Origin of the sequence: Chitinophaga sancti, assembly GCF_034424315.1 — a bacterium.
GTDB classification, from domain to species: Bacteria; Bacteroidota; Bacteroidia; order Chitinophagales; family Chitinophagaceae; genus Chitinophaga; species Chitinophaga sancti.
Genome location: NZ_CP139972.1, coordinates 1,160,468 through 1,185,371 on the forward strand (window position 1 = coordinate 1,160,468; position 24,904 = coordinate 1,185,371).

General features: G+C 43.5%; 10 protein-coding genes. 3 read left to right on the plus strand and 7 right to left on the minus strand.

Features of this window, described 5'->3' with window-relative positions:
• Window positions 1-174: 174 nt before the first annotated feature.
• Window positions 175-1,044, plus strand: a complete 870-nt coding sequence (locus U0033_RS04210; RefSeq protein ID WP_072364181.1) for a helix-turn-helix domain-containing protein — start codon at window positions 175-177, stop codon at window positions 1,042-1,044.
• A 9-nt stretch (window positions 1,045-1,053) separates the two neighbouring features.
• Here the strand turns inward: U0033_RS04210 and U0033_RS04215 are convergent, their stop codons facing one another.
• The 7 genes from U0033_RS04215 to U0033_RS04245 all read right to left on the minus strand — a co-directional run bounded on the left by U0033_RS04215 (window position 1,054) and on the right by U0033_RS04245 (window position 17,473).
• Window positions 1,054-2,682 (minus strand): alpha-L-fucosidase, encoded by a 1,629-nt coding sequence (locus U0033_RS04215; protein ID WP_072364182.1) that lies wholly within the window; start codon window positions 2,680-2,682, stop codon window positions 1,054-1,056.
• Window positions 2,683-3,013: 331 nt separating this feature from the next.
• Window positions 3,014-3,763 (minus strand): LytR/AlgR family response regulator transcription factor, encoded by a 750-nt coding sequence (locus U0033_RS04220; RefSeq protein ID WP_072364183.1) that lies wholly within the window; start codon window positions 3,761-3,763, stop codon window positions 3,014-3,016.
• Entirely contained in the window at window positions 3,760-5,208 is a 1,449-nt protein-coding gene (locus tag U0033_RS04225) for a sensor histidine kinase (RefSeq protein ID WP_072364184.1), read from the minus strand. The genes U0033_RS04220 and U0033_RS04225 overlap by 4 nt, the downstream gene beginning before the upstream one ends.
• A 54-nt stretch (window positions 5,209-5,262) precedes the next feature.
• Complete coding sequence (locus U0033_RS04230) at window positions 5,263-6,537, minus strand: TlpA family protein disulfide reductase (RefSeq protein WP_083571757.1); 1,275 nt, start codon at window positions 6,535-6,537, stop codon at window positions 5,263-5,265.
• A gap of 461 nt (window positions 6,538-6,998) precedes the next feature.
• On the minus strand, window positions 6,999-7,886 hold the full coding sequence (locus U0033_RS04235) for a hypothetical protein (RefSeq protein WP_072364187.1): 888 nt from the start codon (window positions 7,884-7,886) through the stop codon (window positions 6,999-7,001).
• 12 nt (window positions 7,887-7,898) lie between these two features.
• Window positions 7,899-15,545, minus strand: coding sequence for a non-ribosomal peptide synthetase (locus U0033_RS04240; protein ID WP_072364188.1), 7,647 nt, complete (start codon window positions 15,543-15,545; stop codon window positions 7,899-7,901).
• Between the two features lie 26 nt (window positions 15,546-15,571).
• Window positions 15,572-17,473, minus strand: coding sequence for a condensation domain-containing protein (locus U0033_RS04245; protein WP_072364189.1), 1,902 nt, complete (start codon window positions 17,471-17,473; stop codon window positions 15,572-15,574).
• 1,672 nt (window positions 17,474-19,145) lie between these two features.
• Here U0033_RS04245 and U0033_RS04250 point away from each other — a divergent pair.
• Window positions 19,146-20,921 (plus strand): hypothetical protein, encoded by a 1,776-nt coding sequence (locus U0033_RS04250; protein WP_143150871.1) that lies wholly within the window; start codon window positions 19,146-19,148, stop codon window positions 20,919-20,921.
• Window positions 20,922-20,943: 22 nt separating this feature from the next.
• Window positions 20,944-24,405 carry a hypothetical protein gene (locus U0033_RS04255; protein WP_072364192.1) on the plus strand — a complete coding sequence of 1,154 codons (3,462 nt, stop codon included), beginning with the start codon at window positions 20,944-20,946 and terminating at the stop codon, window positions 24,403-24,405.
• Window positions 24,406-24,904 lie beyond the last annotated feature (499 nt).

Consider the following 24,904-nt stretch of genomic DNA (forward strand, 5'->3'; position numbering starts at 1 on the left):
TCGTGTGCACGGCGAGAGGAAGACCATGCGCGTCAGTAATAACCATGAACTTCGTACCTTTGCCGCGCCTGGTCTTTTTAACTCCTGGCCCCCCTTTTTTAATCCTATCTTTCTATTTTGTCTGACAATATTGATTTTTTATGTAGTTTCCGATTTCAACAGATTGTCACATTTATGAGGAACCGGTTTACATTTTCATTACTGAATACTGATTATGTACAATTGAATGAGAGCTGGAATTATTTCAATGTGATTAGTCCTTTTTACCGGCTTTACCTGATTGATGATGGTATCGGTTTCCTCTCCAATCCTGATCAGCACATCACCTTAGAAAAGGGAAATCTTTACCTGATACCAAGCTTTACCATGTTTAACCAAACATGCCCTTCCCACCTCAGCCAGTATTATGTTCATTTTATAGAGGAATCTTCGGATGGCAGTTCTTTATTTGCCGGGAGCAGGAAATTGTTACAGATAGAAGCTTCATCGTCAGACATTGATTTGCTGAAAAGGCTGGTTGCAATAAATCCGGGAAGAGATCTCCGGAAATCCGACAATCCAAAAGTGTATGAGAAAAGTAACATCCTGAAAGGCTTCCAGGAAGCTAACTTACACATCGGCTTATCTACTATTCTTGAAACGCAGGGATTGATCCAGGTCCTATTATCCAGGTTCCTGAACTGCAAGGAATTTGCCTGTCATCCGCAAAAGTTAATTCCATCGAGGATAATGGAAGCCATTAATTATATCCAAACCCATCTTGGCGGAAATATTTCGGTAGAGGAATTGGCGACCAGGGCAAATTTAAGTACGGATCATTTTTCCAGGTCATTCTTTCAGCATACCGGGCAGCGTCCGCTTCAATACATTCAGCAAAAGCGAATTGACCGTGCACAGTTTCTGATCCTGACTACAGATTATACTTTTGCAGAAATTGCAGCGCAAACAGGATTTGAAAGCCTGAGTTATTTTGCAAGAATATTTAAATGTACAACCGGCCAAACACCGGGAAATTACAGGAATAGCCGTTCTTATAATATATGATCTACATCGTTAATTTATTTTTAGCGCGATCGCATAAGACAACGCCGGTCGATCAGGAAGTTCAATCAACAAGCCCTCCGGATTACGACTGAATTGTAAGGCTGTATTATTTGCAACAAGTGTAACCCTGTTTATATCACCCTTAAAGAATTGGCTCGCTGTTCCTAGGCTTTTTATCAACACTTTTCCATCAGCAGGCCATTCCATAATGCTAGCATACAGTACATCGCCTTTCGATGTAAATCTTATATCAGTATGATCATATGGCTTACCTTTTCCTTCATTGAATCCCTGTGCCGTTAACGGCGCTGAATTTTCCAGGGAGGCGCCTTCCCCAAAAATTTTCCATGGCCTTGTACCGTAAATACTATCGCCATTTGCTGCCATCCACCGACCGATTTCTTCAACAATTTTTCGCTCTTCTTCATCGATAGATCCATTCCCTCTGACGGGGATATTTAACAGCAGGTTGCCATTTTTGCTAACGATGTCCACCAGCATCTGGATCACTGTTTTGGCTGTTTTATAGCCTTTGCGGTCGTAGATGGAACGATCATAGTGCCAGTCTCCTATGCAGGTATCTGTTTGCCATGGTAATGGTTCAATACTGTTACTTTGGCCGCGTTCGATATCCCATACCATGCATTTTCGTTGTTGTGGATCCAGGATCTTTCCGTTAATAACAACATCCAGCTTTTTACGTGATTTTACACTACGGTTATAGAAATGTGCAGCAATGCGTAAACCGGCATCGCTGACAGGCCATAAGGGTAATGCCGTGTCATCAAAATACATCAGGTCGGGCTCATATTTTTCGATGAGGTCTATAGTACGATTATGGAACTTTTCGCAATAAGCTTTTGAAGGCGGGTATACCCCATTGCCCCAATTCCATTGGCGATGGATCGCACCATTGTCATAACCATTTTCGCTCATGGGATGGTTTTGCTCGTAGAGATCCTGCGGATCAAGTCCAGCCCACCATTTACCGGTACCCTCTTTTTTAGTAAGTTTCCCGTCATAGGGGATCCCTGCATAGGGCCCTGTTTTATCTGCCCGCTGCGAGGTTTCCATCCAGCTCCAGGTATGGGCAGCATGGATGCTTACACCAAATCGCAGGCCCTGGTTGCTGGCAGCTTTAGCCCATCCGGCAAGGATGTCTTTTTTAGGGCCAACTTTTAAACTATTCCAGTTGGGTTGATACTTACTGTCATAGAGGTCCAGGTTATCGTGATGATTAGCCATGGCAATAAAGTACTTTGCTCCTGCCTGTTTATACAGGGAAACTAATTCCTCCGGCTGCCATTGTTCTGCTTTCCATTCATTGATGACATCTTTAAAACCAAACCGGGAGGGATGGCCATATTTCTTCAGGTGGAAATTGTAGTGGCGGTTTCCTTCCATGTACATTTCACGGGCGTACCAATCTCCGTTTTCAGGTTGACATTGGGGGCCCCAATGAGCCCAGATGCCGAACTTTGCATCGGAAAACCAGTCAGGTGTCCTGAATTGTTCCAGGGAGGTCCAATTGGGCTGAAAAGGGCCATTAATCATTTGATTTTCTCCGTAGGAGAAACGGGGGAGTAATAATGCCGTTCCGGCTAAGCCCATTTGTTTTAATAACGTTCTTCTATTCAAGCGTAGAATTTATAAAAGGTTAAGATTTAACCCATATCAAAGATGGTTTTTTCTTATTGGTTCAGTATTGTACAAAACTAGTTTTCTTTTATAATTTTCCGACATGGGCAATGGATCAGATCTGTTACCTTTTCAAAAAGGGATGATTTTGCTAACCTTTATTCCTCCTCCCCTATATACCAGCACAAATTCACCATTTTGGAATTTCATTGGAAAGGAAACTCTATTTTTTAAATATGAAGCAATGAAGGTTGACTCAGGTGAATAGACAATTTGAATGGGTGCAAAGGATTAGTGTTTCATAGTTACTTACCATCAGTTATTTTTAACTTCAATACAAAATAGATTTGACCAAACCTTTCTTTTGTCTTGAGATTGGAACCTTATGCCCAGCAGCACCTACAATAAGATACCCTGAATCCTCATTTAATATACTTTTGACATGAAACTTATTTACTAAATGCGATTGATGGCATCTAATAAAACCATAGGAACTAAGCAGCTCGTCGTATTCATATAAAGGTTTCGATATAAGATGCTCATCGCCATTTGCAAGAAAAAATGTGGTATAGTTATTTGAAGATACACACCGTAAAATATCCTTAATGGCTATGAAATAAGTTTCTTTCAAGGTTGACAGCGCAATCTTGTCTTCAGTATTCGATGATGTGTTATCCAATAAACTGAGTAGATTCTTTAATCTCAAATTTTGTCTCTTAACCTGGACTGAATTTTCAATCTTTTCTACAGCGGCTTTAAGCTCGGCACTATTGATCGGTTTCAGTATATAGTCCAGGGCCGAAAATTTTACTGCTTTTATACCGTAAGAATCGTAAGCTGTAACGAAAACAACATCAAAATAGGGATTATCAAAAGTTTTTAAAAGATCAAATCCATTCATGCCGGGCATTTCGATATCAAGAAATACAACATCCGGCTCCCACTCAATAATTTTACTTCTTGCCTCCTCTGCACTGCGTGCAGTGGCGACGATTCCAACCCCTTTACAATGGCGGTTTAGTAATGCCGCTAAATTAGTATTATTGATAGGTTCATCGTCAACCAGAATTGCCTTTATCATATACTTAGCCAGTTGAAAAATGTTAATGTAACTTGGGTTCCTGATTGTATCTCGAAGCCAAGCTTAATTTTCCCAACACTACTTAGCTTATTTATTGCTTCTATGCGCTTTTGCGTTAGTGATAGTCCATAACCCAACTCATTATTTGGTTTTATACCCTTTCCATTATCTTTTATAACGATGACGATAGAATCTTTCCCGGCTCCATAACCACACGTAATCGCCAAATGTTTTATTTCACCAATGCCAGAAAGGCCATGTCTGATTGCATTTTCAATCAATGGTTGCAATAACATGGTGGGAATTTCTATTTCAGATGTATGCAGCGAATCCTCCACCTTTATATCCCAATTAAAATTGAATCGTAGCGCTTCCAGGCGAATATAAATTTGCATCATTTCAAGCTCCTGATCGAGGCTATGGAAAACTAGCTGGCTCTTTGATAAAGATTTTCGCAATAATGAACTAAACTCATATAAATATTGGTTAGCATCATCAATTTTCCCACTATTCATAAGTCCTTGTATAGAACTCAGTGCATTGAAAGTGAAATGCGGATTCAATAGTGACTGTAGCTTGATTGCCGCTTCTTCCAGTTCATGCTGTTTCTTTTCCGACCTGTTAAGATTTCTTTTCAATCGGTTGTTCAGAAAAAATAAAATCAGGACTATTAAAGCACCGCAAATACTGATGTAGAAAAATATTGAATTATACCAATACGGCTTAACGGTTATAAAAACAGTTCCTACACTTTCTTTTTGTAATGAATAGTTAATGCTTAATTGATAGTCACTATTTTCAGTAAGCTTCAAAGACGACATTCCCTGCTTAATTGTTCCTCTTGAAGATTTGTGGGTTTTAAGATTTGTTAAAGTGTACTCCATTTCCAAATCCCTAAAATCCTTTCTTTCAATAGCTGCAATAGCTACCCTCATACCAGGGCTGACATCAATCTTATCAGTTTCGGAATCGTTATTAAATACATAGAAGATGCTTTTGATACCTTTCGACTGATCAAAAAAGTTCAGTTGCGGGATGGCTTTGGGTCTTTTTACAATATACTTTCGCAAAAGTTTGTTTGTGCCTTGCTCAATGACATCAAAACATATTTCTGAATCCGGCAGCAAGTAAATCTCGGTGTCGCCTGTTAAAACATCTTTATAAGCACTGCTTGAATCAATATCCACCGAATGTTTGCGAGGATTATATTGTCTTAAATAAATGCCCACATCCAAGGCTGATGTTTTATGAATCTTAAAGAAGCCGCCAATCGCTTTTACATTGACGACTTCACGGTTAACGGCAATTTTGATTTCATTGCCAGGTAATCCCGGTGCATCAAACCTCAAATATTCCGTCAAGGGTTTATTTAACTCCTGTCCACAGACAACCCCACTATAAACAGATAGAAATAAAAGCAGTAGTAAGCATTTTTTATATAGCATTCTAAACAAGAATATATTAAAACTTAACAGCTAAAATAATCATATAAATCCTCTCTAATACAATTTTGTAATTGAAATCATAGCTTCAAGTTCATTTATAAGCTCAGTATCGGAACTAAATCCACTGCTAATGAACCTTATTTTCCCATTTTTATCGATGACAAATTTAGTGGGAAGAGCATTAATTCTGTACAAATTTGCTGTTGAAAAGAGATCAGAATTTGTTTTGGATGGTGTATCAATCAATACGTTTAGGGGAAAGCCATTTTTCTTTAGGTAGGCTCTGATGCGCGATAATGGATCTTTACCCTGTTCCTGGGTAGCAATAAAAATAAACACAACATCCGGTTGTTTACCACTGACTTTCTTCATCGCTGGCATTGAGGCAATACATGGAGCACACCATGTCGCCCAAAAATCTAAAACAACCACCTTGCCTTTCAGGTCATCAAGAGAAATCTCTTTTCCATTTACATCACTCAACATGAAGTTTGGCGCCAATTCATCCTTAACAGACTCCTTTAAAAGCTTATCTTTATAATTGACGGATGTATTGCTTTGAATGGAGTCGAGGATAGCAGTAGATCTGTCTAAACTGCCTGTCCGTATGATGAGCAACTGTTTCAGCAAATCATTCATTTTAAGGCTGGAATTCCCGATGTTAACCCTGTCAATCAAAATATCGTAAGCCTTTTCAGTTCGGCCCTGCGAAATCAAAAGTTCTGCATAGAGTTCCAAAGAAGATTGCATGATCTCCTCTGATTTTTTGCCTTGTAATGCCTTTTCCTCATACATGAGGGCTTTTTGTGCTTCATGGTTCAGGTATAACGCTGAAGCATACGTCTCATAGTAGGGATATGCCGCCATCTTGATCCACCTTTCCCAAGCTTCTTCAGGAATACTGATCGGCCTTGCAGCCTTGTCATCAATATAGGATTCGTAGAGGTCAACCGTTTTTTTTGCTAAGCTTAGTGCATAATCAAAATCAATCTTACGCGTTAATAAGTCGTATGTGCCCATATTCATATAGGATGTTTGGTTGAACTTATTTTTTATCGCTTTTATATACTGCTCAAACATAGGATAATTACCGGAAGCCAGATAACTAAGTGCTACCGTACCATGTAGCACATCTAACTCTTCAGCATTTTTTATTGGATCAAGGTTGTAATCGCTGATTATAGACTGAAGTTCAATTACGTTTTTTTGAGGATTGGTTTCTTTTGACATTTTTTGAACCCGGTTTTCAAACTTAATTATTCCCTGAGCACTCGAAATCCATGGCATGCAGATAATTAAAGCACTTATAATTATTTTTGTGGTTTTCATACGCTATTTTTTCATTTATTACTGGTTCCTTCAAACGTTCTGGAACTCATTTCGTAATTACCATTTAGGTATTGATTATCAATTTACAATACCTGTTTATGAAATGAGTTTTAATAAGATGTATGAAAGAATTTCAAAAGTAAAATGTTCAAATAGTCCTGACAACCTGAGATGTGAAACTGGTATGAATGAATGTGAATTAAGTTAAATATCCTCAATGAGTAAATGCCAAGGAATGTAACGTCTATGAAAACCATATAAGAAAAATCAACAAACAACAATCCTGATCCCTTATTGACAGGATGTTCTAAGAGACCTATATTAATATAAGGTATTAACGTGTTGTGCTATTAAGCAAGGGCGTATTTCACGCTGGCAATTTTCCTGCCATTTATGTGATAAATTTATCTTCTAACCCAGCAAATTAGGCCACCTTATTTACTGAGGAATAACAGCAGGATTTACAATACACCTTCAAACCATAACCCTTCTGTATCCGATTCCTGCACACTTCTCAGGAAAGGCTTTTCATTATCGATATACAGCGCTGCATCCGGGTAAGGCAGCCGTTTATCTCTGATACATTGTTCAGCAAAATCACTTCTGATTAATGTCTTGTCCTTCACATTTGCCTCAAATGCTTTCAGCTTGGTGAATGCATTAGCAGCCGGCTGCAACCAGGAATGATGGAAGCCCATAAATTCATCGGGACAATGTATGGTTTGCTCCAAGCCGCCGGATATACCTTTCTTCCGCAGATAATCACCGGTGAATGGCATTTTATGGAAATACTTTCCTGTCATGATATAGGTTCTGTAACTGAAATTCCGCATACCATGACTTTTATCTGAAAACATATTAAGATAGAATACAGAGAAATGCAATTTCACCGTAATGATCTGATGCTTCTTTACGGTATCTACAATCCTGTCTGCCAGCCGGCTGTCAAGGAATTCATCCAGGTCTGAGAGGATAATGATATCTTCTTCTCCTGCCACATCTCTCAGTATGTTGCAGGTGTTACGCTGCATCGCTTCATTATGATAACCCATGTTATGCGTAAGCAGATGCCAGTACCACTGGTCAAACTGTTCCGGCGGACAAGTATCAGGATGATAGTAGGACTGATCCGGCAGCGCAGGTTTAAACAGGCTGCCGGCAGTGATCTTATGATATTTTACTTTGTCATTTAAGGTGGAAGTATCAAAGTTATAAGGCTTGTCTTCATAACTGAAATTCTTATCTGCCTCACATAAATGAAGTTCATCAATCCAGTAACCGGCTTCTCTGATCTTCATGGCTGCTATTTTATGCTCATTGAAAAAGGGGCAGTATTCCAATATCTTCATACAAATAAATATTTAGGGATTGTTTGTGTTGATTATATGTAACAAATGTTGCCGGAATGACCTGAAAAGCGCTGCGATCGTACTTTGATAGAAATGTGTCTGACTATAGTAAAAAGTTAATTTCGGGCCTTCATGGTCTGATACGGCAGTGATATTAATCAGGTAAGCCGACGGATTTTCCGGGTCATGTGTAAGCCCTGCAGGTAATTGCAGCGGTGTAAAGAAATCATTGTCCTGTACTGCAGGAACCAGATTCAGATAATGGAACAATACCGGACAGGCAGGCTCCTGCCCCGGATGCAGTGGTGATGATGGTGCCAGATGCTTTAACACAAAATAATCCAGTCCGCCTTTGGGCACTTTCAGCAATGTATCTTTTACTGCCTGAACAGTAGCCCTGTAGTTGCCCTCCACCGGGGCAGCAGCTTCCAGGCATACGGGATAGGCGCCCGCAAAAAAGCCAACAGTTTTTTGAATATCCACTTCAGGGAAGAAAGACTCCCGTTGTGCGCTCATCACATACAGCGACAGGGTTTTACGCTCCTGCAAGTCCCTGCAGGCGCAATAAAAAGCAGACAACAGAATAGTGAAGATATTAGCTTTGTAATGTGCAACAGCATCATGCAAAAGAGAGCTTTCCGCTTTTGTTGTGATAGCAGCTGATTCAAAGTAAGTCATCTCTTTCTGCAAGGGTTTAGTGCCGGGGAACATGTCCGGAAGAAATGGGCTTCCCTTTCGCAGCACCTGATTCCAATATGCGGCGGCAGTTTTGAATCTGCCCTTTTGTGCATATTGCTCCAGCCGCAGGCACCATTCAGCATAGGATGCGCCGGTGCTGACGGGGGCGTGTGCTGCAGGTTCAAGGCAACGCTGCCTGAACTCACCAATGAAAACCTGCCAGGAAATACCATCCGAGATGAGATGATGAAACAAAAAGAATAACACCTGCCGGCCCGGTGCCAGATAGTTTTCAAACAATACTACTTTGAACAAAGGTCCTTCCGTTAGTAGAAATTGATGCTGTAAGGCGCTGCAGTGGCCGGTAATGGCCTGTTGGTGCTCATCCGCCGGTATCTGCGCGAGATCAGTCTGCATAAAATAATCACCTGCTTTCAGCTGCCGGTAACATTGACGCCATTGCCCCCCCGGCATTTCCACAAAGTGGGATGTCAATACCGGATGATTCTCCAGGATGCCCTGTAAAGCAGCCTGCATGGTTTCAATGGCAACTGTCTGTGTCAACGCTATCAGAAACGGGCTGTTGAAAATATTATGATTGCGCAGCTTCCGCTGAAAGAAACGTTGCTGTACAGCAGATAAGGGATATCCCTGTTGCTGATGACCGAAAACTACCGGATTCTTTACCTTTTGTTTTTTCTTACCGGCCACCTGCTGTAAACTGATAACAGCAGCCAGTTCCCCGATAGTAGGATAATTGAACAGGTCATTCACTGTGAGCACAAAACCATCCTGGAGCAGCAAACTGACTACCTGTAATGCTTTCAGGGAATGGCCGCCAAGAGTGTAGAAATTATCCCGGATACTTACTTTTTCAAGACCAAACACTTTTCTCCATACCGCTGCAATGGCGTGTTCTTTGGGTGTTGCGGGAGATACAAACGGCTGTTCCTGCCTGCCGGCATATTCACCGGAAACAGTTAATTCATCTGCAATCTCCGTCAGTGCCTTCCTGTTGATCTTGCCGTTGGTATTCAAGGGCAGCCTTTGCAACCGGATGAACAAGTCCGGTATCATATAGTGAGGAAGGCGTTTTCCCAGGTATGATTTCAGTGTTGCCGACTCCAGTTCATCTCTCCCGCTGAACCAGGCACAGAGGGTCTTCTCTTTAGTATGGATATTTTCTTTAACAGCAACGGCACATTGTTCTATATCAGGGTGCATGCCCAACAAGGCTTCAATCTCTCCAGGCTCTATCCTGAATCCGCGGATTTTTACCTGTTGATCGGCCCTTCCGAGAAATACGATGTTACCATCTTCCTGCCATTTTACAAGGTCTCCGGTTTTATACAGCAGCGTACCAGGATTAAAGGGATTCTCCGGAAAACGCTCCTTGTTCAAGGCAGGCCTGTTCCAGTATCCGGAGCCAATTCCATCTCCTGACAGATACAATTCTCCGGGCACGCCAACAGGATTGATAGTATTGCTGTGGTTAAATACATAAGCTTGTGTGCCGGACAGCGGTACGCCAATAGGGATGCAGTTTGTGTCAGTTACCTCACTAACGGTATATGCTGTACTGAATACTGTATTCTCCGTAGGACCGTAAACGTGAATCACCTTATCTGTGCCAAGATTCGCCAATGCCATCTTTACATGCACAGGAGATACCTGCTCACCGCCAAACAACAGTTTTCTTACTGTCTGAAAGCACTCCGGACAGTGTTGCATATATACATTGAATAAGGCTGTAGTGATGAACATAACGGTGATATGATTATCACGGATCAATGTTTCCAGCTGCTCTGTATCTGAAATGCTTTCCTGCTTCATCAGCACCAGGGTGGCTCCATTCAACAGGGAACCGAAAATATCAAAGACTGACCCGTCAAAAACATAATTGGAGACCTGTAAAATACTATCCGCTTCGCTGATGTCGATATAGTTGGTTTGCACAACCGTTCGTATCACATTATAATGCTCTATGGCAACACCTTTGGGCTCACCCGTCGAACCGGATGTATACATAATATAGGCGGGACCGGGAGACGCTGCGGCAGGTACTGTAAGTGCAGCTGCCGGTACTTCATTTTCCGTATCTATAATAAGCATCTTACCTGTAAAAGGAATATTTACAGATGAATATACCTGGTAAGTAGTCAGGCAGATACTGGCTGTACTATCCTGCAACATAAAGGCTATTCTTTCTGACGGATAGTCGGGATCTACAGGCACATAAGTGGCGCCGATTCTTAATATTGCCCAGATACCAACAATCATCTCCGGTGAACGATCCATGATGATACCTATTTTTGTACCGGTATTTGCACCGTAGCGCAACAGCCGATCAGCATAATATTCAGCCGATTGATGCAGTTCCAGATAAGTAAGGGTGGTGTCATAGCACCGGATGGCAATATGTTCCGGCCTGCGTTTTACCTGTTGTTCAAACAGCTGATACAAATGGCTGTCTTTCGGATGTTCCGTGCCGGAAGGATTAAATTGAAACAACAGCTGTTGCCGCTCCTGTGGCGACAGGAGATTCATTTCCCTCAGCTGCTTATCAGGATGTGACACGATATCTGTCAGCAGCTGTATATAATGACCGGCCATCCGCTGTATGGTGGTTTCTTTGAATAGCGCGGTGCTGTACTTGAAACTAATCTTCAGTTCAGCATTATATTCCAGCACTTCTACCGTAAGATCTACTTTGGTTGCGTTATCAGTTACAGGATAAGGGCTGATATGCAGGCCGTTTATATCCGGTAAAGGCATACCGGTATTGTGTAAGGCGAAGATAGTGTCGAACAGCGGATTCCGGGAAGTGTCTTTCTTCAGCTGAAGTGCGTTGACCAGTTTTTCAAACGGATAATCCTGGTGCTGATAAACAGCTGCGGCAGTAGCTTTGATTTCCTGCAGATACGCAGAGAACTGTTTACCAGGCTGCGGATAACTTCTCCATGGAATCATATTTACGAACATACCCATGATCTCCTGCAGATCTGCGTGCATCCTGTTTGCCATAGGTACGCCTACAATGATATCTTCCTGATCTGTGTATTTATGAAGTAATGCGGTGTATGCAGAGAACAACACAATGAATAGCGAAGTATGGCCGGAAGCTGCAAACCCCTGTAAGCGGCGGGTCAGAAGAGGATCAGTAGTAACGGTGACAGTGTAGCCATCGAAGGTGATATGAGGCGGTCGTTGAAAATCACATGGCAAGGAAAGTACCGGTAATGTTCCCTGAAGATGTTCCAGCCAATACCGTTCCCCGCTGCGGTAATACCCTGATGCCCACTGTTGCTGCTGCCATTGAACATAGTCCCTGTGTTGCAGCCTGACAGGTTGTAGCTGAACGCGCTGGTACAGCTGACTGATCTCCTGCATGAATAATGTTTCTGTGATCCCATCGGAAATAATATGATGATTAGCCAGTGCAAGGAAATACTTACCGCTAGCTATTTTCAGCAATGCTGCACGGAAAAGTGGTGGTTGTTCCAGGTTATAGGAGGCCCTTAATTGCTGAACAACTGCAGGAATATCTTCCAGATCGCCTTCGTTGTAAAACAGTGGCATTTCCACATTTTCAGCGATTCTTTTTACCGGTGTTCCCTTGTGCAACAAGTATGCGGTACGGAAAATTTCATGCCGCTGTACAAGGGCCTGCAATGCCAGCCGCAGTTGCGCTATGTCCGGAAAACCTTCCAGCAGCATAGGGAAGAGAGATTGATAACTATGGTTATGCTGCGTACTGTTCTGATGTACATACACCATTGTTTCAGAAAAGCTCAGCGGGTACCAGGACTGTTTCCGGCTACGGTTTATTTTGTAATCGCTGCGTTGCAATACATTTCCGGAGCTATCTATCCATGTTGCCAGCCCTGCGATGGTAGGATGCCGGAATACTACGCTGAGCGGTAGTGCTGTGCGGAAAGCCTGTTGCAGGCGTACTGCGAGGACAGTGGCCGTCAGCGAATGTCCGCCGCATTCAAAAAGATTCTGATGGATATCCGGCTTTTCTGTTTTGAGAAGGCTGCTCCAGATGGCTTCAATTTTTCGCTCGGTAGCAGTGGTTGCAGTGGTAACGCTATCTTTTGCTACCGGTGCGCCAGCCGGCAGCTTGGCTAATTTTCTGTAATCAATTTTACCGTTGCTCGTTAATGGTATTGCATCCAATACGGTAAATTCTGAAGGGATCATATAGGAAGGAAGACGGCCGGACAGAAAATGGTTCAATTCCCGGGTAGTGAGTGCAGTACCTTGTTTTACGGTATAGAAAGCTTGCAGGTATTTATCCGCATCAGCAGGATTTTTTACGATCACTACTGCATTCTGAATACCAGGGCAACTCCGCAGCTGCAGGGCTATCTCTTCCGGTTCTATACGAAAGCCACGTAGTTTTGTCTGCTGATCTATTCTTCCTATAAACAGGATTGCATCATCCTGTTGTTTGACGAGATCACCGCTCCGGTATACTGTTACGCCGGGCAACTGCGGAAGTGTTGTAAACTTACCCTGCATCCTTTGTGTGTCCAGATAACCGGCAGCAAGACCGTCTCCGGCTATGTACAATTCCCCGGGAACGCCTGCCGGCGCTAAAGTCTGGCCATTCACAATATACAGCTGGGTGTTGGAAAGCGGAAACCCAATAGGAATAGCAGTTGCATCAGCAGGAATATGATTCACCGGGTAATAGGATGAAAAGACGGAGCCTTCTGTAGGCCCGTACATATTGATCAGTTTACCCGCACCGAGATATGAAAGGGCCGTTTGCATATGGGAGACAGATGCCATTTCCCCGCCAGTGAGTAATTTTCTCAGGGGCAACAGGGCCTCCGGGATATTATCTACCATGGCATTGAAGAGTGCAGTTGTCATGAAACTGACAGTGATCTGTTTCTCCGCTATCAGCCGGGCAATAAGGTGCATATCCTGTCTGGATTCCTGGTCGGCAATTACCAGCGTGGCTCCATGAAGCAATGCGCCGAAAATATCAAACAGCGAGGCATCAAAGGCATAGTTGGATAAATGCAGGATGTTGTCTGTCTGCCTGATATCAATATAGTTGGTGTTGATGACGGTTCTGATGATATTGAAATGCCGGATTACTATGCCCTGTGGCTTTCCTGTGGTGCCTGATGTATAAATAATACAGGCCGGGGAAGCGGTATCTTCATCACCGGAAACATAAATTTTATCTGCATCCCGGATGGATGTATCATCCAGTATTATAATATTTTGTTTGAATGCCCGCGTAGCTGGCAATAGTTGTTGCTGTACCAGCAAAGCCGCTGCCTGGCTGTTTTCCAGCATATAGGCTATCCTTTCTTCCGGAAAGCTTACATCTATTGGCAGATAAGTGCATCCGGCCTTTAATACACCCATGATGGCGATGATCATCTCATCTGATGGCGTTGTCATTAAACCGATGACTGAGCCGGCGCTAACTCCGCTGGTACGGATTACATTCGCCACCTGATTCGTTTTTTCATGAAGTTGTTCGTAGGTCAGCAGCTGATCCCGGAATATGAGTGCAGGGTGAGCAGGAGTATGCTGTGCCTTTTCTGCAAAAATCCGTTGGATAGTACTTTTAGGGTATTCCTTGTTACTGCCGCGGAACATATTCAGCTGATGGTGGAGTTGCGCTGTGGTAAGCTGACTTATATCTGCCATCTTTATTTCGGGGTCACTGCTGAGGGTATCCAGCAGGTGATGGAAATGATCGGCCAGCCGCGTGATTGTTTCATTGCTGAATAAGCCGCTGTAATATTCTACGGAGAAGGCGAGACGGGCGTCTGTTTCCAGCATCCCGAAGGTAAGATCAAGTTCAGCTTTGTTATGAATGAATTCTACCGGGCTAACCTGAAGTTCACCATAGCTTGCTGTGTGCTGTTTGTGGTGAAAGTATAACACATCATACAATGGGTTTCTGCCGGGATCTCTGCGGCCGCAATATTTTTCCACCAGTTTACCTACGTCATACCAGTAGTGTTGTTCAGCGCCGCTGGTATACGCACTAAGCTCCTGCAGCAGCTCCATGAAAGTTTTATCCGGAGAGAGGGATGCTGTAACCGGCAACGTGTTGATGAACAGTCCGCATATGTTATCCAGCGTTGTATCAGGACGTATCTCTCTGGGCATGCCAATGATGATGTTTTCCTGGCGGCTGTATTTATGCAGCAATACAAATAAAACAGTCAGGCATACTTTGTAAAGAGGAACATGCTGTTGTGCTGCCAGCAGCTGCAAGCGGCGGGCCGCATCATCACTGACAGGGTAATGAATGATGGTGCCGCTGAAATTAAATACAGCAGGCCGTTTGAAGTCGGCCGGCAATTCAAGCACAGGTAATTCCCCGCTGAGCTTTGAGGACCAGAAGGTTTCCGCCTCTTTTAGGAGGGCCGGAGAAATGTGCCCGCTGAGCAGGGAGGCATACGCTGTGTACTGTGTAGTAATTACGGGTAGCGCTTCCTGATGATACAGCCGGAAGAGGTCATGCATAATAATTTCTTCAGACCTGAGATCTGAAATGATATGGTGCATATCTATCACAAGAATGTGTGTGTTGTCTCCGGTTTTAATCAGACAGGCCCTGAACAGCGGGGCCTGATCCAGGTGGAAGGGCCGGATAAAATCTGTGATAAACTGCTGTAGCTGGTGCGTTGCCACCTGGTCATGGTAGCTGAATTCAAAGGAAGGAACATGTTCCTGGATATATTGCACGGGTTCGTTATTTTCCAGCAGGAAGGAGGCTCTCAGCTGTTCATGCCGCGTCAGCAACTGTTCAAATGCATGTCTTAATTTAGGTAAATGCATCTCTCCGGTTATCTTTCTGACAACAGGAGAATTATAGGCAGTACTGGATATGTTCAGCTGATGAATGATCCACATTCGTTTCTGGGAGGGAGTTACCGGGAAAGAGTTATGCAATGGCTCTTTCAGCAGTGGGCTGCTGGCAACAATGGTTTTATGGTACATAGGGTTCTTATTTCCGAATGAAAAATTTAATGAAGTATCTCCTGCGTAGCAACTGCGAATAGTTCTCTCAGTTGCCCGATATCAATGGTGTAACTGCTGCGGAATCTGAAGATGATCCTGCCTTCGGTGGTGGAAGCGGAGGCGATGCAGTTAAGCAGACTATTGATAGGAAGCGGGTTAGGTTCTGTATTTACTTGCGCTGTTGCTGCTTCGGGTATTTCATCAGCATTACCGAGAAAATTAAACATCAGGATATCAAAATGTGCAAATCCTTCTCCGGCATCCATGAGTCTGCGGATCTCCGGCCAGCCGGGTTTGGATGCGGGTAGTAAAAGCTGATGCAGGAAATTGAGATTATGTTTCTTCAGGTTCGTTAAGCGCCGGGATACGGCTTCGCCGGTTTCGGCAACAGACCACCTGCCATCTGTCAGCATAGGCACCATGTCCGTAAATTCACCGATCGTATTATAGTATAGCTTGTTTTCATACTGACGTCCGTCGCACACGAAGAGAAGAGGTATCTGTGCCGTACCCAGGTAACGGTGCAGTGCGCGGGTATATATAGCCAGTGTTGTTGCGAGGATATCCTGCTGCTGAACGGTATCCTGTAAAGATACCTCGATACTGAAAGAATAACTCAGCTGTGACTCACTGCCATGGATACTTTTCCTTATCTGCTGTTTGGCGTTGTAAAATTCTTCCAGCTGAAATGTCCCGATTACTTCCTGTTCAGCAATGTCCTGTGGCCCTTTCCCGATTGCATTCACATAAGTTTCAAAGGGAACAATCTTTTCAGTACGCACCTTTTTTTTATCCATCAGATCCTGGTAATAATTCAACAGCTGATTTTTCAATACTTCACCAGTTACCCTGTCAAAGATTACGTGGCTGAAGATCATCACCAGGTAATATTCTTTCAGGTTTACACGAAACAATACGAACTGGTGGAAAATTTTTCCAGGCTCATATTTACGGAAAACCAATGATGTTGCCAGGTGTTGAAAATCAGCCGGAGAACACTGATAGCCTGCAAGGTCAATAAGGGGAATAGCTGGTACTATTGTAGGATCAAAAGCATATTCCTCCCAGTTGTAACAATTTCCCTCATTTACGGCCACGCTTCTCAGCAGGCTATGACGCTTTATCAGGATACTGTAAACCTGTTGCAGGGTAGGTACATCCACATAGGTGTTCAGCAAAAGGTAGTCTACACAGGCGGGCGTATGAAAAAATATCTGCAGCTGCTGCATGGCGCATAAGGGGTATTGCTGTAATACCACTGTATTGCTGATGGCTTCATCATTGACATGGAATGTTTCATGAATAAGCGCTTGTGCTGCTGTTACATCGAATGACTGCAATGGCTGCAGCCCCAGCATGGAATAAAATTCTGCAGCCTGGAAGGAAGCTGTTGTGCCGTCAAAACTTCCTCCGCCGGATATGTAGTGGGGCAGCACAGCGGGCGCTATCTGCTGTACGGATTCGCTGATGAGTTGTTGTACAGTGGCAGTTTTGTCCGGTTCAGTAAAGAGTATGTGCAGTTCGCTGACGTCGTCGTTGTACCGGACGTGTATCGTTTTGCACGAGACAGTTATGCCGCTCTTGTGATGGATAAAATCTTCAAGACTTGCACAAGTGTCTACCAGGTTGATTGCTGAAGGTTGCCATAATTCCTGCGTCATCTTCCGGATAGTCTGGTGGTGTATAATATCCCTTAAAGTAACCGGGTAGCCGGCTTTTTTCATCCTGCTCATGATGACAATAGCATTGATCGAATTGCCTCCCTGTTCAAAGAAACGTTTTTCGGGATCAATGTCAGGTACTCCCAGTACTTCTTTCCAGATGGCAGCTACTTCAGTTGTTACTTTACTCTCTTTGACGGATGCAGCATTTTCTTCAGTATGCGATACATTCAGGGCGGGTTTCATAAACAATTACTTATTGCGTAATAAATTGCGTCAGAGCATGGATTGAAAATACTACCGTTGCTATTTATGTAACAAGTTTCAGGATTTTTCTACGTGAAAATACGGTTCGTGTATGCGATATATATGCAACACCTGCTTTATGATAGGCTGACTCCCATTATGCTACGGCCTTGTATCCGGGCAATTACAGCTTCAATACATACGCCTATAAATATTATCCACGAAAGGGCATACAATATTTTCAATATCTGCCTGGATGTGATTTTAATTTTCATAGTTGTTCTGGGGTTAATGATAATGTAAACCTAATGAATATTTGTCGAAAAACAATAGATATTTAACGTGTTGGGCTATTAGAATATGAATATTCCGGGCATAAAAAAAAGTTGAGCATTTGACTAATAGCCAGTTAATTAGAAGTGGTCGTACAAATAATTAACATGCACAATTTAAGAACGAACTTCGTAAAATGCTATCGTATATGCAAAGAGTTATTTAAAACTGAAACAGTTCAAGGTTTTAATTTTGGCCATTATTCTTTGGCTCCGAAGATGAATGATTATGACATTGCTATATTTTATCTGCATTTAAATAACGCGTTATTTATAGCCAAAATTACTAGCAACCAAACCTTTTAAGTAGCTAATGCGGATTGTTTGCATCTATTCGCCGAACCAAATCAGCTACCGTATGAATATCCCGAAAACTTGCCTACCTGGGTTTCAGCGTCGTCTTATGATTTCCTTTTCAGCATGGATGGTAATGAAATTGCAAAGGTCCCCCAAGGTCTTTTCATCTTCCGGATCAAGTATATTCGTCCAAGCTACCCTGTCCGCTGCCATGCGGAAATAATGATAAAAAATAACAAAAAAAAAGAGGACATTAATAATAGTAGTAATAGATTTGATTCTTTTAATTATTAAACCACTTATTGCTTGCTAACAAATGGGGAGTACCAAAAAGTTAAGCTCCTTTTCTTAACTTTGAACTAATGAGTGAACCAACAGGACACAACCACAACAAAGCCTTTAAACAGATGGCGATAGACTTTTATCTGAAGGGAAAGCAGCAGGAGAGTCAGCGAAAGATAATAGATTGGGCGTAGATCTACTTCGGCGATGATCCAGAGAGCATAGGGTGAATGGTAGTCGTTGCTTTCCTGGTAATGGGAAACAGAATCTAACTCCGGTTTAGAAAGAAATACAGGCATTAAAGAAAGCACTGAAGGAGTCAGAAATGGAAAATCAGATTTTAAAAAAGGCGGTAAGCATCTTCTCCGGGGAAGGCAACAAATATTCAGGGTTTAAAGAACCGCATCAGCAAATTGAAGTCAGCAAGATGAGTAAGGCATGTAGAGTCAATCGCAGCAGTTATTATGCCTGGTTAACCTGGCTACCATTAAGACAAGCGATCAGCAATTATTATCTTTCACAAAGCATTGAGGCAATATACCAATCCGGGAAGGGCAGGTATTGAAGTCCCAAAATAACGGGGGGCCTAAGGTCTGAAGGAATAGATGTTTCAAGACAAAGAGTAGCCCGGATTATGGGGTTGAAGGGTGTTCGCGGAGTAATATATGGCACCTGAGCAATTTAAAAATTCTTTCATTAAACAAGCGGCCTAACCAGGTGCTTATTTTCTGGTTGCAAATCCAATACCTTAATCACCTAATATGAGTTTCATTCATTCTAATCTGTCAGGGACGTCTCCTTCTCCTGATTTCGTGCTCGCAGTTACGCAAAAAAGTATCAATGCTTCCTTAAAACATCGTCTTTATCGATCCTCGCAAGACGAAGAACTTATTTGGTTCGGGTATGGAGATAACGGTCAGCCAAAAGAGTATGATTTTCTCACCATGCGTTTCAGGGCGGGAAACACGAACTTTTTTGATATTCCTGAAGGAGCCCGTGTAAAAGAAAACAAAGTCCTTGAAAATTACCAGAAGGCAGGCTTTATTCAGTTGATCCGGTTAAAACCAGGGATACCAAGGGTAAAGAACCTGGCCATGCTGCCACCGGTAATAAAATTTGGAACAGACTCGGAAATACTGTATACCCTCCTGTTTGAGGAATTTACTGTGATCACCTTACGGGGTGAGGGGCCTTCAGCTCAATTGGAATACAGCAGGCAACCGCTTACCGGTATTTACCAGGTAAAGGTGAAAGCAGGTCTTAAGTTCATTAATATTGACGCCGACCCTGCGACCAACAAAAACAATTCGTCCTTCAGCCTAAATGGCCAGGGACAGAATCGCTATACCCTTAGGCAGCTGGTGGCTGACTCCAGCAAGGCGCAAATCATTTCACTGCCGGGGATAGATGCTATTGGCGCGGGAAGCGTTCAGGAAAAACGACTACAGACTTTGTACATCAACCTGATGCAAAAGAATATGATTGTATTGGGCACGGTTGCCCTGGAGCAGGACCCCCCGCCTACTATTGTCAACATCGGAACGACCAGGTATACAGTTCCGACACCCCGCACCAGTACTAATCTGCCGCTGAAAGACGTCACTTTTTTTATTAATCACTTTAAAGGTGACAAACCGCTTCCGCAACCAGCAGACGATAGCCGTTCGGGCTTTAGCTCCCTGAACTTCGCCTGTTCCGTAGGATCCGGCGCAGCGGTCAGGCCAGCTTCTCTGAGCTGGGATTGGATTGAACCTAAGGTTGGCAAGATACAGGCAGATGGTGTACTCGCTATCAGAAAAGATGCGTTTTTGAACTGGCTGTCGGACCTCGTAGCGCCATTCTTCCGGAGAATCTGCCTGCAACCTTCTTGCACCGTAGAAAGCGGCTGGAGCATGACTTATGATCTGAAGTTTGCCGAAGCAGGAGACAGTCAACAGTTTAAAATTATTCCCAAAAGAACCTACCCGGATGGTTTTAATTGTGTCATGGCACTGGCATACCAGGGCGAATCATCAGATTCCTGTTTTCAGGTTTATTCCTGGGGGAATTTAGAATGCCGGTATTCTGTTGCTTCAGAGATTTATATTAAGGATAATAAGATTAAGTTCTATACGAATGTCAATGTCTGGCTGCATATTAATTTTGATAGCGGCGTAACGGAAGGAAACTTTGCCAAATACGTAATTGAGCAAGTTTTTGATCTGCATGTGAATGCTTACGGAAAAATACAGCTACAGCGGCAGCCGACAATCATTAGCGATAAGTCGGAGACATATGACGTCAGCTTTTGGACGAAGCTCATCTCTTTCGGGCGCTTCGACGACTTATTGGATCTTCAGAAAAAGTTCAAAGCGGGTTATTACGATAGTTTAATTAACAACCTGGACGGTATAGAAAAGGGCCTTAATGGTGCCGCCGCCATGATTTTCCCAGGGGGAAACTCTTTTGTATTTAAAGATGTACAGTTTTCAGAAGGGCTTGACCTGGTGGCACACATTGTCCACGCCGATCCTGATAACAATACAAATGCTAATTAACCTTTCCTAATAATTTTAGAACATGACCAAATATTCGATTTCGGCCACCTCTGAGCTGATCAAAAATTATAAACAGGCCGAGACGATGGCTCCTGATGCCAATTTTGAGGCGCTGCAAACCACCGACGGCCTTTCTTTGCTTTTTTCCATTGGTACAGACGGCGCATTTTATGTAACTGCTGAGAGCCCGGGACATAAGACTGGGTGGGAACGGATCTGTCTTACGCGTGCACTCTGCGAAACATCATTTCCAGGCAATAATTCTGTTCAATGCAAACTGTTCAGCCTCGCCCAAAATAAGCATACTAACTCGATTGACTGCGGTATTGTTATTAATGACGGAAAGAATGATCACCTCTTTGTTTCCGTTGATAATCCCTGCGGGAGCACTTCCTGGCTCCACGATTTAAAATGGAAAAACGTCTCGTATGACCATCCACATAGCCGGCCATCGGTGATCAATATCACGGGCCTGATGATCAGTGATTCCTCAGATGGCGAATATATCATTGCAGATATCAGTACGGGGCCGGATTCCGGCAAATCATTTGTCGAGCGTTATTATATCGATATTGAAAAAATGGACGGACTGGCATGGCATAGCCACAATCTGACGGCACACCTGGAGACCGACCAGTATTTAAGCTGCCTTGGAAGAAAAAAGGATGGCCTGGTAGATGGTGTCTATACAACCGGAAAACTGGGGAATGATGTACATCTCATCTATCAGCCATTGTATAATGCTTTTGACCCGGACTTATATGCGGCGCCTTCACGCTTACGACTCCCCGGCAATCTACTGCCTGAAGCAATGGCCACCTGCCGCAAGCAGGATGACAGCACCGACCTTTTCCTTACGGCTAGCGGCGGTCTGTACTGGTTTCCCTCGGATAGACAGTCAGATTATTCGGAAGCGGTACTGCTGTTTAAAGACCAACTATTTAAAGGAGTGAAACGTCTTTTTGCATCTGCAAATTCAGAGCGGGCAACTGTTTGGGGCTTAAATCGCTCCAACCAGGTTTTTTACATCAGCTGCCCGGTTAAAGAATTACATAAGGCCGACAGCTGGAGTGTGCCCGTACCATTGCTGGCAAACGTGTATCAGATTTCCCCGTATATAAACCTCGAAGACGGATCAAACACCTTTTTTGCCAACATCGAGGGAGATACACTGCTGAAGGCAGCCAAATCTGCGGATACCTCTTTATGGGGATACCAACGCATCATCCTCGAAGCGAAATCAATCAGGGCGAGCACAAGGAAGTTTACCTCCTATACAACAAGGATACAGCTTAGTGACGAGCAAAAACAGGGCATAGCTGAAGCTAACCTTAGTATTAGCACTAACTTCCGTACAAAAGTGTATATCAACAATGTGTACTATGTGCTGGACACTGAGCCTATTGAGGTCAAGACTGATTATTCCGGCGCGCTTACCGTGGTGGAGGCAGTAAGCGGGTTACTTGGCGCGACCATCACCGTCGGGCACACAGCAGCCGAACCATTAGAGATATGCCCAATGGACAAGCAACTGGCTAAGCTGGCAGCGCTGGATAGCCCTGAGCGCCTGAAAGCTGCGAATTTTACAGACGAGTCAGGAAATAAAAGGAAATTACTGCGGGACGGAATAGATGCAAAAAAGTTGGAGCATGTAGCAGCGATGAATAGGAAATTAGGACAGGAGTTCCGGTCTTTAAGACTTGCGGATGCAGATGCATCCGCAAGCCTTCAGTTAGCCGCGGCCAGTACCGGCCTCACGGACCCGGGTGACCTGTTCAGCTGGATAAAATCGGGTGTAACCAGCGTCATTGAATCTGTTGTCAGTGTGGCAAAGAATGCATGGGAGTTTGTGGTCAATGTCGCCGGCAAGATTTATCGAACCGTGCTGGATTGTGCCGAACAAATAGCCGCAGCCGTTGAACAATTGTTCAGTACCGTGGCCGCGGCAATAAAGGATGTTATCAATTACCTGGAATACCTGTTTGCCTGGGGTGATATCAGGAGAACAAAAGAAGTATATCATCATCTTACACGTTTATACCTGGATGAGCAGATAGAAAGCGTACGTCACCTGAAAGGGAAGTTCGATGGAGTAATGAGCCAGGTCATAAAATCTGTCAACGAATGGGCGGATATTACTGATTGGACGGGTATCGGTGAATCGGCAGATAAAAAAATTGAAGGCAAGGTAAGTCCCCTGGAAGGACAGGAGGCTTCGAGCATGATGATCATCAATCACTTCAAGGACAACGCAGCCAACATCACTGAACAGACACCAGGGCAACCATCCATTGAGGAACCGGGTGTTTTTGATGTGTTGCTGGAGGTACTTAAAAGGGAAGGAGATCTTATGTCCGAAGTGTTCAGACAGTTTCAGACACTGGCAGAAAGCTACCAATCGCTTACGCTGAGCGAGATCCTTAAGAAAATAGTTGCCATTCTTGCAAACACCTTATTGAGTACCGTGCAGGTGGTGATCGATGCGCTGCTGGATATACTTTATATTCTGGGCAAAGCCGCTTTACGGGTCTTAGACACTAAAATACACATCCCGGTTGTTTCAGATATTCTTAACGCAATTGGTGTTGAAGACATGTCTATGCTTGATCTTATCTGCTGGATAGGAGCTGTTCCTGCTACCATCATGTATAAGGTACTTACTGGTAGTGCCCCCTTTACTGATTCCCATATCACCATTGATCTGAAAAATGCCGTAAGTCTGGAGGAAGCACTGGCTGCCGGGCAATTGGAGACTGCTGAGCATCCTGAACCTGAGATGGAAAAAGCCGGCATGGTACATTCCATGAGCTTAATGACCACGTCTTCTGTAGCACACACCAATTTACAGCGAATAATGTTTATAACAGGACATAGCCTATCTGCTATTTGTTCCTTTATCAACTTCCCTTTTGTATTTGCTGATACGCTGCAGGAACAAGGTAGCATGGCACAGAAAGTCTCTTCTGCCTTAAGTATCGTAATGGCAGCCACATCCTATCTGGGTAACTATTTTCTTGGTATTTGTGCGAGTAAAGATGCAGTCTGGAAGGGTTATGCCACAACGATGCAAAGTGTGCGCCTGGTGAGTAGGGTAGTTTTCTGGAGCAAGCTACACCGGGGGGCAGAACAAAGTTCTTCTTCTTCCCTGAAGCTGGCCAACTATCGTGAAATAGGTGCGATATTCGACTCGTTTTTAGTACTTTTTGACATGATCGGTACCGTTGTTCATTTCTGCGAGTTGGCTAAGTTGCCCGATAACGAAGTTGGTAAAAAGGAAGCTACTTATAATGAAATGGCAAACGTTGTGGGTTACTTTAGTCGTATTACTTACATGGTTGCAGTAAAAACTTCAAATCCAAAGGTAAAGGTGATCAGCGGTGGATTTTCATCAGGTTGCCATGTGGTGATCGGATCAATTAAAGTAGGTATAGTACATACTTACTGGAAAAGGTCGCAGCCGGTTTACGCTATATCCAGTATTTGAACTTAAGACATTAATTCCAGCGATACATCCTCACCAGTGTGGTGAACCGGATTGGATTCGAACCAATGACCTGCTGCTTAAAAGGCAGCAGGTCATTGGTTCATTGCTTATCTGTTCTTTGCATTCTTTCAATTCCTGGTTATATTTAGTAGCATCTTCATAGGGGGGGTGCACTGCGCAGGAGGTATACCACTAAATTTTTAAAATGATAAGCGCCCCATTTTTGAATCTGGCTATATTCGGACCCGGGCCCTGTTGGATAAGGAGTACCCTTATACTTCCCTTTTGATAATCTCGTAGCGAATGTTTCAGTAGAATCATCGGTCAGGCCTATAATACGCCATATGGCGGAAGTAGCCGCCCAGCAAGCCAGTTAGCTTAATACAGAAGCCGGTGGCCAAATTTACTTATTGGGTACAAGATATTACCCGAAGCACCAAACAGGGCAACTGCATTACCTATTGAAAGATCCTTGGTATCTTCACATTATCAAATATAC

Excerpts from the sequence above, each read along its gene's own strand:
- U0033_RS04225 (WP_072364184.1), bottom strand. The coding sequence starts at position 5,208 with ATGCTATATAAAAAATGCTTACTACTGCTTTTATTTCTATCTGTTTAT.
- U0033_RS04250 (WP_143150871.1), top strand. The coding sequence starts at position 19,146 with ATGAGTTTCATTCATTCTAATCTGTCAGGGACGTCTCCTTCTCCTGAT.
- U0033_RS04245 (WP_072364189.1), bottom strand. The coding sequence starts at position 17,473 with ATGAAACCCGCCCTGAATGTATCGCATACTGAAGAAAATGCTGCATCC.
- U0033_RS04240 (WP_072364188.1), bottom strand. The coding sequence starts at position 15,545 with ATGTACCATAAAACCATTGTTGCCAGCAGCCCACTGCTGAAAGAGCCA.
- U0033_RS04210 (WP_072364181.1), top strand. The coding sequence starts at position 175 with ATGAGGAACCGGTTTACATTTTCATTACTGAATACTGATTATGTACAA.
- U0033_RS04220 (WP_072364183.1), bottom strand. The coding sequence starts at position 3,763 with ATGATAAAGGCAATTCTGGTTGACGATGAACCTATCAATAATACTAAT.
- U0033_RS04230 (WP_083571757.1), bottom strand. The coding sequence starts at position 6,537 with ATGAAAACCACAAAAATAATTATAAGTGCTTTAATTATCTGCATGCCA.
- U0033_RS04235 (WP_072364187.1), bottom strand. The coding sequence starts at position 7,886 with ATGAAGATATTGGAATACTGCCCCTTTTTCAATGAGCATAAAATAGCA.
- U0033_RS04255 (WP_072364192.1), top strand. The coding sequence starts at position 20,944 with ATGACCAAATATTCGATTTCGGCCACCTCTGAGCTGATCAAAAATTAT.